Annotated in this window: 18 protein-coding genes; 8 read left to right on the forward strand and 10 right to left on the reverse strand. The window is 70.6% G+C overall.

Annotation, left to right across the window (positions count from 1 at the left end):
- From ACFYOY_RS20710 to ACFYOY_RS20725, 4 genes are all read right to left on the reverse strand, one after another.
- On the reverse strand, positions 1–1,056 hold the full coding sequence (locus ACFYOY_RS20710) for an alcohol dehydrogenase catalytic domain-containing protein (protein WP_351887966.1): 1,056 nt from the start codon (positions 1,054–1,056) through the stop codon (positions 1–3).
- Entirely contained in the window at positions 1,053–2,024 is a 972-nt protein-coding gene (locus ACFYOY_RS20715; protein WP_388588630.1) for an SMP-30/gluconolactonase/LRE family protein, read from the reverse strand. Before ACFYOY_RS20715 ends, ACFYOY_RS20710 begins: the two co-directional genes overlap by 4 nt.
- Before the next feature lie 128 nt (positions 2,025–2,152).
- On the reverse strand, positions 2,153–3,643 hold the full coding sequence (xylB, locus tag ACFYOY_RS20720; protein WP_388588632.1) for a xylulokinase: 1,491 nt from the start codon (positions 3,641–3,643) through the stop codon (positions 2,153–2,155).
- Positions 3,644–4,048: 405 nt separating this feature from the next.
- Complete coding sequence (locus ACFYOY_RS20725; RefSeq protein ID WP_351887975.1) at positions 4,049–4,837, reverse strand: GntR family transcriptional regulator; 789 nt, start codon at positions 4,835–4,837, stop codon at positions 4,049–4,051.
- A 102-nt stretch (positions 4,838–4,939) separates the two neighbouring features.
- Here ACFYOY_RS20725 and ACFYOY_RS20730 point away from each other — a divergent pair, with 102 nt between their 5' ends.
- The 3 genes from ACFYOY_RS20730 (at position 4,940) to ACFYOY_RS20740 (ending at position 7,801) form a co-directional block, all read left to right on the forward strand.
- The gene (locus ACFYOY_RS20730) at positions 4,940–5,656 is read left to right on the forward strand and encodes an SDR family NAD(P)-dependent oxidoreductase (RefSeq protein WP_388588635.1); all 717 of its coding nucleotides are present in this window, start codon (positions 4,940–4,942) and stop codon (positions 5,654–5,656) included.
- Positions 5,657–5,709: 53 nt separating this feature from the next.
- The gene (locus tag ACFYOY_RS20735) at positions 5,710–6,714 is read left to right on the forward strand and encodes a zinc-binding dehydrogenase (RefSeq protein WP_388588638.1); all 1,005 of its coding nucleotides are present in this window, start codon (positions 5,710–5,712) and stop codon (positions 6,712–6,714) included.
- 67 nt (positions 6,715–6,781) lie between these two features.
- Positions 6,782–7,801, forward strand: coding sequence for a zinc-dependent alcohol dehydrogenase family protein (locus ACFYOY_RS20740; RefSeq protein WP_351887984.1), 1,020 nt, complete (start codon positions 6,782–6,784; stop codon positions 7,799–7,801).
- Between the two features lie 98 nt (positions 7,802–7,899).
- Here the strand turns inward: ACFYOY_RS20740 and ACFYOY_RS20745 are convergent, their stop codons facing one another.
- The 4 genes from ACFYOY_RS20745 to ACFYOY_RS20760 all read right to left on the reverse strand — a co-directional run bounded on the left by ACFYOY_RS20745 (position 7,900) and on the right by ACFYOY_RS20760 (position 12,071).
- The gene (locus tag ACFYOY_RS20745; protein ID WP_388588641.1) at positions 7,900–8,739 is read right to left on the reverse strand and encodes an SDR family oxidoreductase; all 840 of its coding nucleotides are present in this window, start codon (positions 8,737–8,739) and stop codon (positions 7,900–7,902) included.
- A 23-nt stretch (positions 8,740–8,762) separates the two neighbouring features.
- A complete protein-coding gene (locus ACFYOY_RS20750) occupies positions 8,763–9,527 on the reverse strand; it encodes an SDR family oxidoreductase (RefSeq protein WP_351887990.1) in 765 nt (254 codons plus the stop codon).
- Positions 9,520–10,839 carry an MFS transporter gene (locus ACFYOY_RS20755; protein WP_388588644.1) on the reverse strand — a complete coding sequence of 440 codons (1,320 nt, stop codon included), beginning with the start codon at positions 10,837–10,839 and terminating at the stop codon, positions 9,520–9,522. Before ACFYOY_RS20755 ends, ACFYOY_RS20750 begins: the two co-directional genes overlap by 8 nt.
- Positions 10,840–10,967: 128 nt before the next feature.
- Positions 10,968–12,071, reverse strand: a complete 1,104-nt coding sequence (locus ACFYOY_RS20760) for an alcohol dehydrogenase catalytic domain-containing protein (RefSeq protein ID WP_351887996.1) — start codon at positions 12,069–12,071, stop codon at positions 10,968–10,970.
- A gap of 189 nt (positions 12,072–12,260) precedes the next feature.
- Between ACFYOY_RS20760 and ACFYOY_RS20765 the strand changes: the two genes are divergently transcribed.
- Together ACFYOY_RS20765 and ACFYOY_RS20770 are read left to right on the forward strand one after the other, a co-directional pair.
- A complete protein-coding gene (locus tag ACFYOY_RS20765) occupies positions 12,261–13,121 on the forward strand; it encodes a transketolase (protein WP_388588647.1) in 861 nt (286 codons plus the stop codon).
- The gene (locus ACFYOY_RS20770; protein WP_351893524.1) at positions 13,118–14,113 is read left to right on the forward strand and encodes a transketolase C-terminal domain-containing protein; all 996 of its coding nucleotides are present in this window, start codon (positions 13,118–13,120) and stop codon (positions 14,111–14,113) included. Before ACFYOY_RS20765 ends, ACFYOY_RS20770 begins: the two co-directional genes overlap by 4 nt.
- A gap of 75 nt (positions 14,114–14,188) precedes the next feature.
- Here ACFYOY_RS20770 and ACFYOY_RS20775 read toward each other — a convergent pair whose 3' ends face one another.
- Together ACFYOY_RS20775 and ACFYOY_RS20780 are read right to left on the reverse strand one after the other, a co-directional pair.
- On the reverse strand, positions 14,189–14,983 hold the full coding sequence (locus tag ACFYOY_RS20775) for an IclR family transcriptional regulator (RefSeq protein WP_351893528.1): 795 nt from the start codon (positions 14,981–14,983) through the stop codon (positions 14,189–14,191).
- 40 nt (positions 14,984–15,023) lie between these two features.
- Complete coding sequence (locus ACFYOY_RS20780) at positions 15,024–15,548, reverse strand: ATP-binding protein (protein ID WP_351893531.1); 525 nt, start codon at positions 15,546–15,548, stop codon at positions 15,024–15,026.
- Between the two features lie 420 nt (positions 15,549–15,968).
- Between ACFYOY_RS20780 and ACFYOY_RS20785 the strand changes: the two genes are divergently transcribed.
- The 3 genes from ACFYOY_RS20785 to ACFYOY_RS20795 are packed head-to-tail and all read left to right on the forward strand — an operon-like array spanning position 15,969 to position 18,928.
- A complete protein-coding gene (locus tag ACFYOY_RS20785; protein WP_351893534.1) occupies positions 15,969–17,024 on the forward strand; it encodes a substrate-binding domain-containing protein in 1,056 nt (351 codons plus the stop codon).
- 54 nt (positions 17,025–17,078) lie between these two features.
- The gene (locus ACFYOY_RS20790; protein WP_351893537.1) at positions 17,079–18,116 is read left to right on the forward strand and encodes an ABC transporter permease; all 1,038 of its coding nucleotides are present in this window, start codon (positions 17,079–17,081) and stop codon (positions 18,114–18,116) included.
- Positions 18,113–18,928, forward strand: a complete 816-nt coding sequence (locus ACFYOY_RS20795; RefSeq protein ID WP_351893541.1) for an ATP-binding cassette domain-containing protein — start codon at positions 18,113–18,115, stop codon at positions 18,926–18,928. Before ACFYOY_RS20790 ends, ACFYOY_RS20795 begins: the two co-directional genes overlap by 4 nt.
- The last annotated feature ends 32 nt before the right edge of the window (positions 18,929–18,960 follow it).

The raw sequence follows: 18,960 nt of genomic DNA on the forward strand, positions 1-18,960 counted from the left end.
TCACTCCCATCCGATGACCGACTTGCCGACGCTGCCCGCGGCGAAGTCCGCGAAGGCATCGGGACCCTCCTCGATCGAGGAGACGCTGGTGATGATCGGAGCGAGGTCGACACCGAGCCGGCCGGCCTCCGCCACGGCCTCCATCATCAGCGGCACGCTGAAGACGAACATGCCGCGCAGGGTCACCTGACGCATGATCAGGTCCGGTACCGGGTCGATGGCGAAGTCGGGGCCGAGCCCCACGAAAACCACCGTGCCCCAGGTCTTCACGACCTCGACGGCGGTACGGCGGCCGTGGACGTTCCCGGAGGTGTCGATCACGGCGTTCGCGCCCCCGGGTACCACGGCCTCGATGTCGAAGCCCGCGGCATCATGGATCTCGGAGTAGCCGAGGCTTTCGGCGAAGGCGCGGCGCTCGGGGCTCGGGTCGGTGCCGACGGCGCGCAGCCCGAATGCCTTGGCCCAGGCGAGCACGGCGAGCCCGACCGGGCCGACGCCGATGACGACCACGGTCTCGCCCGGCCGCACCTCCGAGCGGAGCAGCGCCTGGTAGGCGGTCGTGGCACCGCAGGCGAGGAACGCGCCGACGGGGAAGCTCACCTCGTCGGGCAGCACCACGCAGTCCTTGGCCGTGACGACCAGCTCGTCCTGGCAGCCACCGGGCCGGTTGAGCGAGTACACCCGTGCGCCGCGCTCGCAGTGCACATCCCAGCCGCGCCGACAGCTTTCACACTGGCCGCAGCCGGAGTAGTGCTGTACCGCGACACGGTCGCCCACCTCGGGGTGGCTCACGCCGGGGCCGACCGCCTTGACCACTCCGGCGATCTCATGGCCGGGCGTCATCTCGGGCGAGCGCGGCTGAGTCGCCTGCCGCATCTCCTCGTGCGTCATATGGAAGTAGTGCAGGTCGCTTCCGCACAGCCCTGCGGCCTTCACATCGAGGATCAGCTCGCCCGGTCCTGGCTCGGGGAGTGGGGCGTCGACGACGGTGACCTTCTCCTTCGCGGCGAACCGCAGCGCACGAACCGTGGCGGTCGGCGCGGTGGTGGTTGTCATGGTGTCTCCTTTCCTGGGGCGCGGGAGGCGCGGGGTGCGGGTCGGTGCAGTGCCGAGATGTCCGCGGCGTACAGCACCGAGTCGGTGGTGACGGCGGGGTCGACGGTGCCGAGTGGCGGCGAGCAGCAGAGGTAGAGAACGGACTGGTCGGCGCCGCCGATGGCGACCGCGTAGGCGCTGAGACCGCCGGTTTCGACGAAGGCGAGGGGGGTGCCGTCCGGCGCGAGCAGCTGTGCGCCGTGCCCGATCGAGGAGGCGACCCAGACCCGGTCGTGTGCGTCGATGGCCAGACCGTCGGGCAGTACGGGCAGCTCGCGGGTGGCGCGTTCGATGTCGAGGTGGCCGGGCGGGTTGCCGTACTGCTTCCACACCCGCGGCTCCCCGAGCGTGGGTTGTCCGTCGGCGCTCCAGGTCACCGGCCACGAGGAGATGCGTCCGGCGAAGGTCTCCGCCACGAGCAGCCGCCGGCGGTCGGCGGTGAGCACCATGCCGTTGGGGAAGTTGAGGCCGTGGCCCTGCAGATCGGCTCCGCCGTCCGGGGAGATCCGCACCAGGGCCGTCTCGCGCAGGGACCCGGGCTCGGCGTCCGTATTGCCGAAGTTGCCGACGAGGGCCCAGCCGGACTCGGTGACGATCATGTCGTTGGCGACGCCCTCGATGAGGTCGCCGAAGCGCGACACGGTGGTGAGGGCCCGGCCGTCCCACCGCAGCAGGGCGCGCTCCAGCATCGAAACGACGAGCAGCGAGCCGTCGGGCGCGAATCCGAGCCCGGACGGCCGCCCCGGCACCTCGCACACCGTGCGCACCTCATGACAGCTGGTCGGCGAGCGGCCCGTACGGAAGGCGAGTACGCGCTCGCTGTAGAAGTCGGAGGCGAACAGCTCGCCGTCGCGCCATCGGGGTCCCTCGAGGAAGGTGAACCCGCCGGCGACGGGAGTGGCGTGGACGGTCGTCACCGATGGGCGCATAGGGCTCCTGTTCGTCGTGGCACCGCGACGGGCGATCACGAAGGCGGTCACGGCACATTCTCATGGTGCGGACTAGCTGTCTAGTGGGTGAGAATTTATTGGACGGTGTGGCCCGGTGTGCGGTGCGGTTACGCACGCTCCCGCGCGAACCAGGGCTCCAGGCCGCGATAGGCGTCCAGGAACTCCCGGTGGCGCGCGGTGTAGTCGCGATGCCGGTCTGCGGACGGGGTGAACTCCGCCTCCACTGTTGAGAGTTCGCGGGCCACCTCGAACCCGTCGACCAGGCCGCTGCCCACGGCGGCGGTGACGGCGGCACCGAGGCTGTTGGCCTCCTCGACGATGCTGCGGCGGCGCACGCGGGCTCCCCAGACGTCGGCGAGGATGTGCAGCCAGGTGTCGCTCGCCGCGCCCCCGCCGATGGCGTCGACGCGGTCGACCGGATGCCCGGCCTCGCGGAAGGCGGTGATGCAGGTCGCCAGGTTGAAGGCGACTCCCTCCAGGACGGCCTTCGTCAGATGTGCGGGGCCGTGGTGCCGGGAGAGTCCGACGAAGGCGCCGCGGGCGTCGGCGTTCCAGTACGGCGAGCGCTCGCCGAGCAGATGGGGCAGGAAGTAGAGCCCCGTGGTGTCGGCGTCCTCGATCCGCGCGAGGGTGCGGGCGATGCGCTCCGGGCCGTCGTCAGGGCGCAGCACATGTGCGATCCACTCGAGTGAGGCGCCGCCCGCCTGCATGGTGGCCGTCGGCACGTAGTGTCCGGGCAGGACGTGGTTGAACGTCATGGTGCGCATGGCGGGGTCGTACAGCGGCCGCCGGGCCGACATCGAGATCCACGAGGAGGAGCCGAGGTAGGTGTAGGCGCTGTCGCCGGATGTCAGCACCCCGGCGCCGAGCGCGGCGAGGGGGCCGTCTCCGCCGCCGATGACGACGGGGACTCCGGCGGGCACCCCGGTCTCCTCCGCGACGTGCGCACGGACCCGGCCGACGACCGAGGTGGACGCCACGATGTCGGGCAGCAGGCCCGGGTCGATGGTCGCCGCGTCGAGCACGGCTCGCGACCAGACGCCCGCCCGCTGGTCGAAGGCGTTGGTGCTGGAGGCGTCGGAGGGATCGGTGGCGAGCGTGCCGGTCAGACGCTGGACAATGTAGTCCTTGGTCAGGCATACGTGGGCCACTCGACGGAAGGTCCGCGGTTCGTTGTCGCGTACCCACATGACCTTGGCCAGTGAGTAGGTGGGGTGGATCCGGTGCCCCAGCAGTCGGTAGGCGCGCTCCTCGCCGAGTCCGGCGGCCAGCGTCCTCGCCTGCTCGGCGCTGCGGTGGTCGGCCCAGATCATCGCGGGCCGCACGGGCCGGTGCGCGCGGTCGAGCAGCACGGCCCCCATCATCTGGCCGCTGAACCCGATGACGCTGATCCGCTCCCGGGGTGTCCCGCTGCGGGCGAGCAGTTCACGGCCGGCCCGGCAGACGGCCTGCCACCAGGAGTCGGGGTCCTGTTCCGCGATGCCACCGGCGCGGAAGTCGGTGTCGTAGCGCACGGTCACCGCCGCCACCAGCCGGCCGTCGTCGGTGTGCAGGGACGCCTTGTTCCCGGTGGTGCCGAGGTCATGGGCGATGATCACGGATGTCTCTCCAGCTTCCTGGTGTCCGGGCGTGGCCTTCGGTGACCCCGGTGGTCACGCCGTGGAGCCCGCGGCGGATCTCGTCGCACAAGGGGAGTGCGTGGACGGCCCTGGCCGTCGAGGTGGCGCCCTGCCGATGGAGCGCTGCGCAGGTCACTGTCATCCTGTCCGTACAGGATGTCAAGAGCGATTGATCCTCACTCCGCACTCCGCACTCCGGGCCCCAGGCCGCGAAGGGGTGTGAGGGGAGTCGAGGGGGCGTGCGGAGCTTCGAGGGGGCTTCAGGGATCGCGGCAAAGGCGGCGGACCCGATGTCGCGTCAGGTCCGCCGCCGAGAGGGGAGTTCGGTGCACGGCAGAGGGCGGGAGGCCGGGCGGGGGCGAAGCCGGCCGCGCCGCGGGCCGGTCACCCGCCGCTGTCGCTCACCAGCATCGACGGTGGCGCGCCGGCCCGGCGCCGCCTGCGGACATGCACCTGGAAACGGCTGCGGTCCGCACGGTGGTAGGCCGTGAAGTACTCCACCGGCCTGCCCTCCTGGTCCCAAGCGGTGCTGCGCAGGAGCAGCACCGGATCGTGGGCGTCCACGCCGAGCGCCTCGGCCACCGACGGGGCGGCGGGCACCGCCTCCACCAGACGCCTGCCATGGTCCAGGCTGACGCCGTACTTGTCCTCCAGAAGGGCGTAGAGCGACTGGCGCGTCAGGTCTTCGTCGAGCAGTCCGGGCGCCACCTGGTGCGGCAGCCAGGTGCTGGTCAGCGCCCACGGCTCGTCGTTGACGTAGCGCAGTCGCTCCAGATGGAGCAGCGGCGAGCCCTCCTCTACCTCGAGCTCGCGGGCGGCGTCCGCCGTCGCGGGGGCGAACTCCAGCCGGCGCACCGTGCTGACCAGCACGGAACCGCGGGCGGCCACATCCTCGTACAGGCCCGTCATCGACTGGAAGAGCGACTCGTCGACCTTGCGGGCGGCCACGAACGTGCCCTGCCCCTTGCGCCGCACGATGCGGCCCTCGCCCTCCAGTTCGTCGAGGGCCTGACGTACGACGGTCCGGGAGACGCCGTACTGCTCGCACAGGCTCACCTCACCGGGCAGGCGCTCACCCACCTTCCAGACGCTGCCGAGCTGCGGCAGCAGCAACTCCTTGAGCTGCGCGTAGAAGGGCAGTGCGGCGCTGCGGTCAATCCGTCCGGGTTCCACGACGCAAGCGTAGCGCTAGGCAGGAAGACAACAGCCCGTCCTCTTGACATCCTGTACGTACAGGCCGTCTTATCGCTGCCGGAGTCCACGCAAGGAGACATCATGTCCTGGTATCAGGGTGCCCGGATAGCGGTCACCGGAGCCGCCGGAGGCATCGGACGGGCCACCTGCGCGCACCTGGCCGGTCTGGGCGTCGAGGTGTACGCCCTCGATCTCACCGAATCCCCCGTCGGGCGATCCATTCGCTGCGATGTCACCGACGAGGACAGTGTGGCGGCCGCGATCGGTACGGTTCTCACCGAGGGCGGCCGGATCGACGGTCTCGTCGCGGCCGCCGGGGTGGTCGAGGACGACGTACCCGCGGAGCGGATGAGCGCCGCCGAGTTCGACCGGGTGCTCGGCGTCAATCTGAGGGGGACGTTCCTCAGCTGCACCGCGGCCGCCCGACGGATGCTCGACGGGGCAGGGGGCCGGATCGTCACGGTCTCCTCGATGTCCGGCACCCATATCGTCAACCACCCGCAGAAGCAGTCCGCGTACAACGCCTCCAAGGCCGCGGTGAGTGCGCTGGCCCGTTCGCTGGCCGTCGAATGGGGCCCGCGCGGCGTGCGGGTCAACAGCGTCGCGCCCGGCTATGTCGCCACCGCGCTCAACGACCTCAAGCAGCACCTGCACGCGCGGTGGAAGGAGGGCACCGTCGCCGGACGGTTCGCGGAACCCGAGGAGATCGCCGCGGCCATCGCCTGGCTGCTCGGTGACGAGGCCGCCTACTGCGTGGGCACGGAACTGCTGATGGACGGGGGCTTCGCACTCCGATGAGCACATCGAGGACACCGGGCGGCGCAGGGGAACGGGGAACCATGGACCGGCGGGTGACCGTGACCGCGGACGGTGAGGTCATCGTGGAGGAGGTGGCCCGTGCGCGGCCCGCGGCCGGCGAGGCGCGGGTACGCACCCTGCTGACCGGCATCTGCGGCTCGGACGTACACGCCCGCCGCGGCGAACACCCCTTCATCTCCCGGCCGTACCACCCGGGACACGAGGCCGTCGGCGTGGTCGCCGACATCGGCCCCGGCGTCACATCCGTGGCCGAGGGGGACCGGGTGCTGCTCGAGCCCAATCTGGTGTGCGGGACCTGCCGCCACTGCCGCTCCGGCCGCTACAACATCTGCGGGGGACTGCGCGTGGTCGGCTGTCAGACGGCCGGGGCGATGGCGGACAGCTTCACCGTCCCCGCCGACCGGCTGCACCGGGTGCCCGATCGGCTCACCGATGTCCAGGCCGTGCTCGTCGAACCGCTGGCCACTCCCGTCCACGCGGTGCGCCAGGCCGGGGACCTCGTCGGCGGGGGCGTACTGGTCCTCGGCGCGGGGCCGATCGGGCTGCTCACCGCCCTGGCCGCGCGGGCGGCGGGCGCGCGGACCGTGATCGTCACCGACCCGGTGGCGGCGAAGCGGGACCGGGCGGTGCGGCTGGGGGCGGACGCGGCGCTCGCGTCCGGCACCCCCGGTCTGCCGGACCTGGTCAGGGAGCGGCTCGGCGGCGGCGCGGACGTGGTGTTCGACTGCGTATCCGTGTCCGCCTCGATCACCCAGGCCGTCCACTCCGTCGAGAAGGGCGGCACCGTCATGGTCGTCGGCGTGCCCCAGGGCCCGTCGAGTGTCCCGCTGGACCTCGTCCAGGACCGCGAGATCACCGTGCGGGGCGCCCTCATGTACGTCGGGGAGGACGTTTGCGCCGCGATGTCGCTTCTCGAGACCGGTGTCGTACCGGCTGATGAGTTCGTCACCGCCACCTTCCCCCTGGAGCGAGCGGCCGAGGCGTTCCGGGCCGCCGGTGGCCCGGACCAGATGAAGGTGCTGGTGACGGTCGGCTGACCGGCCCGCCGACGCACCGGAACGGCCACAACCGACGCACCGAAACCGCCAGAACCGAGGAGACGGCGTGAAAGCCATCGTCTACGACCGACCGTATGCGTTCCGCTACACCGACCTGCCGGATCCCGAGCCGGGCCCGGCCGAGGTACGTCTGCGCGTCCTGTCCGCGGGGGTCTGCGGCACGGATGCCCATCTCCACCGCGGTGAGTTCTCCCCCCGTTATCCGCTCACCCCCGGACACGAGGTGGTGGGCGAGGTGGAGTCGATGGGGGAGGGGGTGACGACTCTCGCCGTCGGACAGCGCGTCGCCCTCAACAACCGTGTCTCATGCGGTACGTGCGCCAACTGCCGCCGCGCCAGACCGGCCTTCTGCACCCGGCTGCGCGACCACGGTGTCACACGGCCGGGCGGCTTCGCCGAAATGATCGTGGTGCCCGCGTCCCACTGCCACCCCGCCGATGACATCCCCCTGGACGTCGTGGCCTTCGCCGAGCCCGTCGCGTGTGCCGTGCACGGCATGGACGTGCTCGCCCCGCAACCCGGCAGCGATGTCCTCGTCTTCGGCGCCGGCACCACCGGGCTGCTGCTCGCGCAGTTGCTGGCCGGCAGCGGCGCGGGGCGGGTGACCGTCGCGGCGCCGACCGAGGCCAAGCTGAAACTGGCACGGGACTTCGGCGCCGACGAGACGGTGGTCATGGACCGCCACGACGCCTCGGCCTCCCGCGTCGCGCTGCGCACACTGGCACCCGACGGCTTCGACACCGTTGTGGACGCCACCGGCGCCCTCGCCGTGATCGAGCAGTGCCTGCCGCTCACCCGTGATGGCGGGACCGTCTTCCTCTACGGCATGGCAGGGGAGCGAGAACGCATCGAACTCTCCCCGCACGAGATCTTCAGCCGGGAGCTGACCGTCCGCGGATCCTTCACCCAGGCGTTCAGCTTCGATCGCGCGCTGCGGGTCCTGCGCACGGGCCGGGTGCGCACCGACGGCATGATCACCCATCGGTTCGGGCTGGACGCCTACGGCGCCGCCCTCGACGCCGTCCGGGACGACCGCGGCTGCATCAAGGCGGTCATCCACCCCTGACCCCGGACGTGCGCGTCTCGCCCCTACGGCACACGGGACGCGGCCGACCTCGGCGGGCGAGGTCGGCCGCGTCCCGTAGGGGCGCCCTGACAGATGGGTCAGGACGTGCCGGAGGATGTGCCGGGCAGCACCGACGAGTGGCGTTCCCCCGGCGCCGCTCGTGGCGGCGTCGGAGTGGCCGTCTGGGTGTTGCCCATGGACTGCAATGCGGTGGCCACGATGGTCATTTCGGCGACACAGGCCCGCTGGGGGAGGGTGATGGCCGCCAGGCACGCCTCGGCGATGTCCGGTGGCTGGACGAACAGGTCGCGAAGTTCCCGGGGCGGGGGTTCGGGCCGGTCGTCGAGGATCGGGGTGTTCACGATGCCCGGCAGGATGGTGCACACCCGTATGCCGTTGCCGTACTCGTCCCGGCCGGCTCCCCGGGCGAGGCCCAGGAGCCCGGCCTTGGCGGCCTGATAGGCCGGGCCGGTGTGATCGGGCCACGCCCCGGCCACGCTCGACAGGATGACCACGTCGCCGTGGGCCTCGCGGAGTCGGGGGAGCAGGGCGTGCAGCAGGTAGAACGTCCCGCTCAGATTGGTGGCGAGCATGGAGTCCCAGGCCGGGGGAGTCAGCTGGGCCAGGCGCCGCTCGGGGATGTTGGTTCCGGCGGCACACACCAGGGTGTCCACCGGACCGGACATCCGCTGCGCCCAGTCCCGTACCGCCTCGGGGTCACCGACGTCCACACTGTGGTGGTGCAGACGGTCCGCCTCGGGCGCGGCGTCCCGAGCCTGTTTCTCGATCAGATGGCCACGCCGGGCCAGTCCGTGAACGGTCGCGCCCGCCTCGAGGAAGCGCCGTACGATCGCGAGCCCGATTCCGCTGCTCGCTCCGCTGACCACGGCGGTGCGCCCGCTCATGTCTCCGGGCCGGCCGGAAGGGTGGCTGTTCATGGGGTGTCCTCGGCCGCGGGCGGTCAGAAGGTGCCGTCGATCGTGATGCCCCCGTCGACGCGGAGGGTGGCACCGTGTACGAAAGAGGCGTCGGGGGAGAGGAGGAAGGCGATGCAGGTGGCGATCTCGACGGGCTCGGCCAGCCGTCGCATCGGGGTGCGCCGCACCAGCGTCTCCCGGTCGAGCGCTCCCGACTCCAGGCCACTGCGCACCATCTCGGTGGCCACGTATCCGGGCGCCACGGTGTTGACCCGGATGCCGGCCGGGCCCCACTCGGCCGCCAGGGTCCGGGTGAGGCCCAGCACTCCGCTCTTGGCGGTGGCGTAGCCGAGCCGGCCGGGGAGCCCGAAGGTCGACCCGACGGAACCGATGTTGACCACACTGGCCCGGCGGCTGCGGACCAGCAGGGGGTAGGCTCCGCGCGCGCAGTGCATCGCGCCGGTGAGATGGACCGCGAGCTGATGGGTCCACTGCAGGCTGTCGAAGTCCTGGGCCGCCTGCCGGAAGATCACCCCCGCGCCGTTGACCAGCGCGTCGAGCCCGCCGGCCCGCGTCGTGATGTCCTCGAACATCGCGGTGACACTGGCTTCATCGGTGACGTCGACGGCGACGGCCAGGTGCCCCCCTGCCACGGGGGACGCCGCGTCGAGGGCCGCGACCTGGTCCTGGGCGGCGTCGCTCTTGAGGTCGGCGACGACGATACGCCAGCCGCGCTCGGCGAGGATCCGGGCCGTGGCGGCCCCGATCCCCTGTGCGGCGCCGGTGATGAGAACGGTGGGGTCAGCCATGGGACTTCTCCGTGGTGGATTCGGTGGGCCGGGCATCGTGGACGCCCGGTGTGGAGGATCGCTTGAGGGACTGGCGGTAGGGGTCGGGGCTGATCAGCGCCGTGCACACGGTGATCAGCGCCATCGCCGTCATATAGAGGGCGATGAGGTGGTAGCCGTCGCCCGCCTCCAGCAGGGCGGTGGCGATCAGCGGGGACAGGCCGCCGGCGAGGACACTGGCCGCCTGTGAGCCGATCGAGGCGCCGCTGTAGCGGACCTCGGGCTCGAACAGCTCGGCGAAGTAGGCGGATTGCGGTGCGTACACCGCGTGGTTGCCGATGTTGACGCACAGGATCGTGACGAGATAGATGATCGGCAGCGACTCGCTGTCGAGCGCCCAGAAGAAGGGCCAGGACAGGGCGGCGAGCAGGACGGAACCGAAGAGCACGACGGGCCGGCGTCCGACCCGGTCCGACAGCCGTCCCCACAGGGGCAGGCTGATCAGCCCCAGGGCGGCCGTGATGACCACCCCGATGAGCAGGTCGTCGCGTTCCAGGGTGAGCACCGTCGTGCCGTAGGTGAGCACGAAGGTGGTGTGGATGTAGAAGGTGCTGTTCTCGGCGAACCTGATGCCCGCGGCGCGCAGGACGTTCCCGGGCTGGGTACGGAGCACGGCGATCACCGGCCGTCGCTCGATCCGGCCCTCCTTCTCCATCGCGCGGAACACCGGGGACTCGCTCACCCGGAGCCGGATGACGAGCCCGAGCACGATGAGCACCGCGGAGCCGAGGAAGGGAACGCGCCAGCCCCAGGCCTGGAAGTCGTGGTCGCTCATGTTGCCCGACAGGGCGAAGAAGGCCAGGTTGGCGATGAGCATTCCGGCGGGAACCCCCATCTGCGGCCAGCTGCCGTAGAAACCACGGCGGTTGGGCGGTGCGTGCTCGACCGCCATCAGGGCCGCCGCACCCCATTCGCCGCCCACCCCGAATCCCTGGACGACCCGCAGGGCCACCAGGAGCAGGGGCGCGGCGACACCCCAGGTGGAGTAGCCGGGAAGCAGCCCGATACAGAAGGTGCTGCTGCCCATGAGCAGCAGCGAGAGCACCAGCATGGACTTGCGGCCGATCTTGTCCCCGAAGTGTGCGAAGACGACGCCGCCGATGGGCCGGGCGGCGAACCCCACGGCGTAGGTGCTGAACGCGAGGAGCGTTCCCACCAGGGGTGAGGTGTCGGCGGGGAAGAAGAGCGTGTTGAAGACCAGGGCCGCGGCGATGCCGTAGGTGAAGAAGTCGTACCACTCGATGGCCGTTCCGATCATGGTCGCCCAGGCCACGGTGCGGATGTTGGGTGTGCCGGCGGGGGGACGGGAGGGTCGTGTGACGGCGGGGGGAGGATTCATGGCCGGATCCTTCGGGGCGGGGAGAGGAGGGGAGGAGCGGGTGTCCCGCGGCCCGGTGTGGCTCAGTCCGGGAGCAGGGTTTCCTTCAGGACCGGGCTCGGCCGCCGGGCGAGCTCGTCGAGGAGCTCCCCGGCCCGGTCGAGCGGCCGGGAGCGCTTGAGACCGTCGATGGCCGGGACGAGCCCTTCGGCCAGCAGGCCCATCGCGTGGGTGAAGTCCTCGCGCTGGTACATCTGGACGCCGATGAGCTCGCGTTCGCCGCGCTGGAGCGCCACTCCGCCGACGGTCAGTTCGGCGGGGCTGATGCCCACCAGGACGGTTCGGCCGCCACGGCAGGTCGCCGTCAGCGCCTGCGTGGTGGTGGCCTGCGCACCGACGCAGTCGAACACCACGTCCGCCCCCTCGGAACGGATGTGGTCCCCGGCCGCGAGAAGTGGCTGGGCGGCCGTCGTCCGCACGTGGTGGGGCACTCCGAGCCGGTGGGCGAGGTCCAGCCGCAGCGGGTCCCGGTCGGTCACCACCACATGGCCGACGCCCTGGGCGGCGAGCACGAGCGAGCAGAAGACGCCGATGGGCCCCGCACCGATCACCAGGACCTGATCACCGGCGCCGACGCGGGCCCGGCTGACCGCGTGCACGGCCACCGTCAGCGGTTCGATCAGGACCCGCAGTTCCTCGGGCACCCGGGGGTCGATCCGCAGGAGATGGCGTGGCGGGACGGTCAGGAACCGGGCCATGGCGCCGTCGATCTGGCCGCCGACGAACCGCATCCGCGCACATAGCTGCTCACGCCCTCGCGCGCAGTTGTGGCAGGTGCCGCAGCCGGCCGGGGGAACGATGACCACGGGGGTTCCGGGGACGAGCGGTGCGGCGCCGGTGGCATCGGAGGCGACGGCGTGTCCTTCGACGGTTCCCCACGCCTCGTGTCCGAGGACCAACGGGGGTTTGAGCACGGCGTGCTCGCCCGACCACATCTTCAGGTCGCTGCCGCACACGCCGACTTCGCGGACCCGGACCCGGACCTCGCCCGGTGGCGGGGGACCGGTGAGGTCCCGCTCGACGAGGGCGACCCGCCGGGGCGCGGTGACACGGATCTGACGCTGGTGGATGGCCGGGGCCCGCGACGCCTTCTCGGTCACGGGCGCGGAGTGGTCGGGAAGGGTCATCGCATCTCCTTGGCTCGGGCGAAAGCCCACCTCGGTGGTGGTGTGACGGCGACCACCGAGACATTCTCATGGCATGGACGTCATGTCCAGTGAGTGGTAACTTCCGATGTCGATGGTGGTGCGGACCGGACCCGGCCGTGCCACCGATCGGGCTCACCGACTGGGCTCACCGACTGGGAGAGACACCGAATGACTGCACAGACGCCGGCCGAGCCGGCGGACAGCGAACTGATCAAGCACATAGAGGAGCGGGCCCTGTTCGCCCGCCTGGAAACCGTGCGGCTGATCTCGATCGCCAAGACCGGCCACTACGCGTCCGGATTCTCCTGCGCGGAGATCCTGGCCACCCTCTACTACGGGGTGATGCGGCTGCGGCGCGGTGAACCGGACTGGCCCGACCGCGACCGGTTCCTCTTCGGCAAGGGCCACGCGGCGGCCACGCTGTACCCGCTGCTGGCCGACTGGGACTTCTTCGACGCGGCCGAACTCGACGAGTACACCCGTCTGGGGAACGCCTTCGGCGACCACCCGGACATGACCCGTATCCCCGGGATCGACTTCAGCTCCGGGTCGCTCGGCCACGCCCTGTCGGCCGGGACCGGCATGGCGCTGGGCGGCCGCCTCCAGGGGCGCCCGTACACCACGTTCGTCCTGCTCGGCGATGGAGAGCTGCACGAGGGACAGGTCTGGGAAGCGGCCCTGGGTGCCGCGCATCACCGGCTGGGGCGGCTGGTCGCCATCGTCGACCGCAACGACCACTCACTCGACGGCCGCATCGACGGCGTGACCGGGATCGAGCCACTGCTGGACAAGTGGCGGGCGTTCGGATGGCAGGCGCATGAGGTCGACGGACACGACGTGCCGGCCCTGCTGACCCTGCTGCGCTCGCTCGCCGAGGACACCGGCCGTGACCGTCCGGCCGTGGTCGTCGCCAACACCGTCAAGGGAAAGGGGATTTCCTACATGGAGTCCGAGTTCGGATGGCATCTCGGCTGGCTGGCCGAGCAGGACGAGGCCAACGCCCTGGCCGAACTGCGGGGGACACGGTGAGCGTCGCGCCCGGTCTGCAGCCGGAATCCTGGCATCTGCTGAGCCTGCTGGAACAGGCTCCGGGCCTTCAGGCCCTGGGTGACACCCTCGCCGACCTGGCCGACGAGGGCCATCCCGTCGTCGTCGGCACCGCCGACCTGAAGTACTCCAACGGACTGGTGCGCTTCCAGGACCGCCACCCGGACAAGTACGTCCAGTTCGGGATCTCCGAGCAGCACATGGTGTCCGCGGCGGCGGGTCTGGCCACCACCGGTCTGCGGCCCTACGTGGCCACCTTCGCGTCCTTCATGGCGCTGCTGGCCTGCGAACAGATCCGCACCGACGTCGCCTACACCCGCCAGCCCGTCCGGCTGATCGGCCACCACGCGGGCATCACCCTGGGCTTCTACGGGACCTCCCACCACGCGACCGAGGATCTGGCCATCACCCGGAGCATCGCCGGGCTCACCGTGGTGGCACCGGCGGATACCGCGGCCCTGGCCGCGGCGCTGCGCGCCTCGGTGGATCTCCCGGGCCCGGTCTACTTCCGGATCGGCCGTGGCCGGGACCCGGACGTCTACCCGGCCGGCACCACCCTGGAGATCGGAAAGGCGATCGAGCACGGTACCGGAAGCGACCTCACGCTCATCGCCACCGGCTCCATGGTCCACCCCGCCCTGGAGGCCGCGGCGGCGCTCACCGCGGACGGGTACAGCGTCGGCGTGCTGGATATGCACACGGTCAAACCGCTGGACGAGGCGGCGGTGCTCAAGGCCGCGCGGGGTTCCCGGCTGCTGATGACGGTGGAGGAACACAATGTGCTCGGCGGCCTCGGTGGCGCCGTGGCCGAGCTGATCAGCGAACACGGCGTACCGGTCCGGCTGCACCGCCACGGGATCCGGGACCAGTACAGCCTCATCGGCCCGCCCACGCATCTGTACCGGCACTACCGGCTGGACGCCGCCGGAGTCGAGGCAGAAGCCCGCGATCTGCTGCTCACCGGGGCCCGTTGACCCCGGAACGGCCGATCGCTCCGTGATCCGCCCGCCCCGGCGGAAAGGCCGGGGCGGGCACACGGCTTTGCCGGGTCAGCCGAAGTCGGCGACGGCTCCGGCCACGGCCTTCCAGCCCAGCGCCCGCGAAACCTCCTGGCCGGCCTCGACCAACCGCTCGCGCAGACCGGCGGCCGTGTCCGCGCCGAGGATCGCCTCCCGGACTCCGCTGATGGACAGCGCGGCACGTACCTGCCCCCGGTAGTCCAGGATCGGCACGCCGAGCGCGGCCACGCCGATGGTGACGTCCTGGTCGCTGACCGAGATTCCGGTGTCGAGGGTCTCCTCCAGTACCGGCACCAGCGCGTCCGCCGTGACCGGGGTGGACGGGGTGAACTGCTCCAAGGGCCCCTGCTCGAGGTAGTCCGGCCAGGTCGATCGGTCCTGGAAGGCCAGCAGGACACGCGAGGCCGCCCCGGCGTGCAGCGGCAGCGCACCGCCGAGCTTCAGGGCGAGGGACTGGACCCGCCGGCCGTCCAGCCGCTCGATGCACACCGCCTCACGGCCGCGCCGGACGCACAGATACACCGTCTCGCCGGTCTCGTCGTGGAGCCGCTCCATCACCGGCTGCGCGAAGCGCCGCTCGTCGAACCGCTCCACCACGGCGGTGCCGAGGCTGAGCAGATGGAAGCCCAGTCGGAAGGTGCCGCGTCGGCTGCCGCCCTCCACCATGTCGAGGTGCTGGAGGCTCGACAGGAGCCGGTAGACCGAGCTACGGGGCTCGCCCAGCTCCTCGGCGAGTTGGGCGGCCGTCGCCTCTCCTCGCGCCGCGAGCAGATCGAGGACCTCAACGGACTTACGGACGAGAGCCAGACCACCATCATGCGCCACGTGGGCAAAGATATCACTCAGCGGACAAGCGGTCTACTGGTCAGTAATCAACGGGAGAGGTGATGCGGGGTGCCGGGATTTGGCTGTCGCGCACGCGGCGCCGGAACCAGATGACCTTTCCGGTCGTGGTGACGCGGGCGCCGAAGGCATCGGCGAGCGCGGCGACGAGGAAGAGCCCGCGGCCGTTCTCGGCGTCGGGGGCGCTGTGGCGCAGTTGGGGCGCCTCCTGGCAGCCGTCCCCGACCTTGCAGATCACGCAGCACCCGCGGCGCAGCCGCAGCCGCAGCCACACGGGGCCGGCGGCGTGCTCGATCGCATTGGTCACCAGCTCGTCCACCATGAGGACGATGTCGTCGGCGGTGGTGTCGGGCACCCCCCAGCCGCGCAGCGCGCCGGCGGCGGCGCGGCGGGCGCGGCCCACGGCGGCCGGATCGGTGGCCAGTCGCAGGGCCAGCTCCTGCGGGGTGGTGTGGATATCGGGTGAGCCCGTCCGTCGATGTGGCTGTGGGTCGTTGGGGAGCGAGGGGGGCATGGTGGCGACCGCCCCGGCTGGGTTCACTGTCATTTCCGTACTCCTTTCCGGACTCCTTGTGGTCCGGAAGGGTTCGTGGCCCATCCCGTCATGGAGGGCTTCACCTCTCAGGGTCGCAGTGATTTCTGCCACAGTCAAGATCATTCGAAGAAATTTCTACTTCCTTGCCACTCCCCTGAAACCAAGGGGTGCGGGTCGTGTCGATCGTGTGTCGTAGAAATTTCTTCGACATGCATTGACAGTCCTCGAAACCTCTGCGACGTTGTGAATCGAGCCGCTGAGCACATCGAACCGGCCCTCCCCAGCCCGATCAGGGCGAACCTCAGCCCGATCAGGGCGCAGCCGACAGGTGAACGCGTCGGCACCGGCAGTCCCCCGCTGGAGCGCGAACCGACACCCGGCGGGCGGCGAACTCCCCCAGCCACCCCCCGCACATCGAGAAAAGGCAATCTCATGGCACATCGGGTCAAGCTGCGCCACAGAGCGCTCGCGGCCTCGTCCGCGGGAATCGGTCTCACCCTGCTGCTCACCTCATGCGGGAACGGCATCAGCGGCCAGGGCGACGACAAGCCGATCGTCGGGCTCGTCACCAAGACCGACGACAATCCGTTCTATGTGAAGATGCGCGAAGGCGCTCAGAAGAAGGCCCGCGAACTCGGCGTGGATCTGAGGACCTTCGCCGGTAAGGGCCAGGCCGACAACGACTCCCAGGTCAAGGCCATCGAGAACCTGGTGGCGGCGGGCGCGAAGGGCATTCTGATCACCCCGGCCGACTCCGGCGCGATCATCCCCGCCATCGATCGGGCCCGGAAGGCCGGCGTCATGGTCATCGCCCTGGACTCGCCGACGGAGCCGGCGTCCGCCGTGGACGCCACCTTCGCCACCGACAACCGGCTCGCCGGCCGGATGATCGGCAAGTGGGCCAAGGGGCAGATGGCGGGCAAACGGCCGCGGATCGCCCTGCTGGACCTCAGCTCGGAGCAGGTCAAGGTGGACATCCTGCGTAACCAGGGCTTCCTGGAGGGTTTCGGAATCGATGTCCGCGATCCGAAGCGGATCGGCGACGAGCGCGACTCCCGGATCGTCGGTCGTGAGGTGACCGGCGCGAACGAGGAGGGCGGGCGCGATGCCATGGAGAAGCTGCTGCAGAAGAACGGGTCCATCAACCTCGTCTACACCATCAACGAACCTGCCGCCGCCGGTGCTTACCAGGCGATCAAGGCGGCCGGCAAGCAGAAGGACATCACCATCGTGTCCATCGACGGCGGCTGTCCCGGCGTCAAGAACGTGGCCTCCGGGGCCATCGGTGCGACGTCGATGCAGTTCCCCGTGAAGATGGCCGCCGAGGGCGTCGCCGCCGCGGCCGCGCACGCCAAGGACGGCGACAAGCCCTCCGCCTCCTCCGGGCAGGGCTTCACCAACACCGGAGTCTCCCTCATCACGGACACCCCCGTATCCGGTCTGGAATCGAAGAAGTCGGACTGGGGCCTGCGCCACTGCTGGGGCTAGCCCCGGCAGCCATCCGACACACCCACCCTTCCGCACCGATTCCAGGAGTTGACCGTGGCCCACGACACCGTCCCCCAACACGCCGCAGACCCACCCACCACACGGCCGGAGCAGCGCGGACCGCTCGCCCGCGGACAGGCGGCCCTGCACACCAAGCCGCTGCTCGGCCCGCTCGTCGTCCTCCTCCTCGCTTCGCTGTTCTTCAGCGTGTGGGTGGGGTCCCGGTTCAGCGATCCGCTCAACATCTCGCTGATCGTCCAGCAGGTGCAGATCATCGGCATGGTCGGCATCGCACAGACGCTGATCGTGCTGACCGCGGGCATCGATCTGTCGGTCGGTGCCATCACCGTGCTCGCCTCCGTGGTGATGGGCAAGGCGGCGGTGGACCACGGTCTGCCCGTGCCACTGGCCCTGTTGCTCGGCGTCGTCATCGGCGGTGTCTGCGGCGGACTCAACGGCATGCTGGTCACCCGGTTCCGCATTCCGCCGTTCATCGCCACGCTCGGCACCCTCAGCGTCTTCTCGGCCCTCACCCTCTTCTACTCGCGGAGCGAGACGATCCGGGCTCAGGACGTGCCGTCCCTGCTGAGCTGGCCGGGCCGCTCCATCGACGTCCTGGGCACCGATGTGACCTACAGCTCGCTGTTGATGATCGGCTGTTTCGCCGCCGTGGCCTATCTGCTGCGGGGCACCGCGTGGGGCGCTCATCTGCACGCGGTGGGAGACAACCGGGAAGGGGCCCGCCTCAGCGGGATCCGCACCGGCCGAGTGCTGCTCAGCGTGTATGTCGTGGCCGGGCTGATCTGCGGTCTCGCCGCGTGGTTCCTCATCGGACGGATCGGTTCGGTCAGCCCGCAGGCCGGCGAGAACCTCAACCTCCAGTCCATCACCGCCGTCGTCATCGGCGGCACCAGCCTCTTCGGCGGCCGTGGCCATGTCCTCGGCACCCTCCTCGGGTCGCTCATCGTGGGCGTGTTCAGCAGTGGGCTCGCCCTGTCCGGAGTGGATGCCCTGTGGCAGGTCTTCACCGTCGGTGTTCTGGTGATCGTGGCCGTCGCCGCCGACCAGTGGATCCGGAAGGTGGCGGCATGAAGCCCGGGAACACCAGCACCGATGTGCTCGCCCTGGAGGCGCGCGGCCTGGTCAAGCGCTACGGACACGTCACCGCCCTCGGCGGGGCCGATGTCGAGCTGCGCGCCGGCGAGGTCCTGGCCGTCATCGGCGACAACGGCGCCGGCAAGTCGACGCTCATCAAGTGCCTCTCGGGGGCGGAGGTCCCCGACGCCGGGGAGATCCGTCTCTTCGGGGAGCCGGTGCGATTCCGCAACCCGCTGGACGCGCGGGACCATGGACTGGAGACCGTCTACCAGAATCTTGCCGTAGCTCCCTCCCGGGACATCCCCGCCAACCTCTTCCTGGGCCGTGAGCGCCGCAGGTCGGGCCCGCTCGGCAGCGTCTTCCGCCTGCTGGACAAGAAGGGGATGCGGGCGGAGACCCGGGAACTGCTCACCTCCCTCGGGCTGCTGACCATCCAGAATTTCTCCCAGCCGGTCGAAACGCTCTCCGGCGGGCAGCGCCAGGGCGTCGCGGTCGCACGCGCCGCCTGCTTCGGCAGCCGGGTGATCATCATGGACGAGCCGACGGCGGCGCTCGGAGTGCGGGAGTCGCAGCGGGTGCTCGACCTCATCCGCGAAATCCGCGACCGGGGCGTGCCGGTCATCCTGATCAGCCACGACATGCCCCATGTCTTCGACGTCGCCGACCGCATCCACGTTCAGCGGCTGGGCCGGCGTGCCGCGCTGGTGCGCACCTCCGACATCTCGATGCCCGACGCCGTCGCGCTGATGACCGGAGCACTGGACCCGGCGGAGCTCGACGGCAGATCCCCCACGGGCAACCCATGACCGCGCACAGCGACCACACCCTTACGTATCGG

It is taken from the genome of Streptomyces sp. NPDC007875, assembly GCF_042868035.1.
In the GTDB taxonomy this organism is placed as follows: Bacteria; Actinomycetota; Actinomycetes; order Streptomycetales; family Streptomycetaceae; genus Streptomyces; species Streptomyces antimycoticus.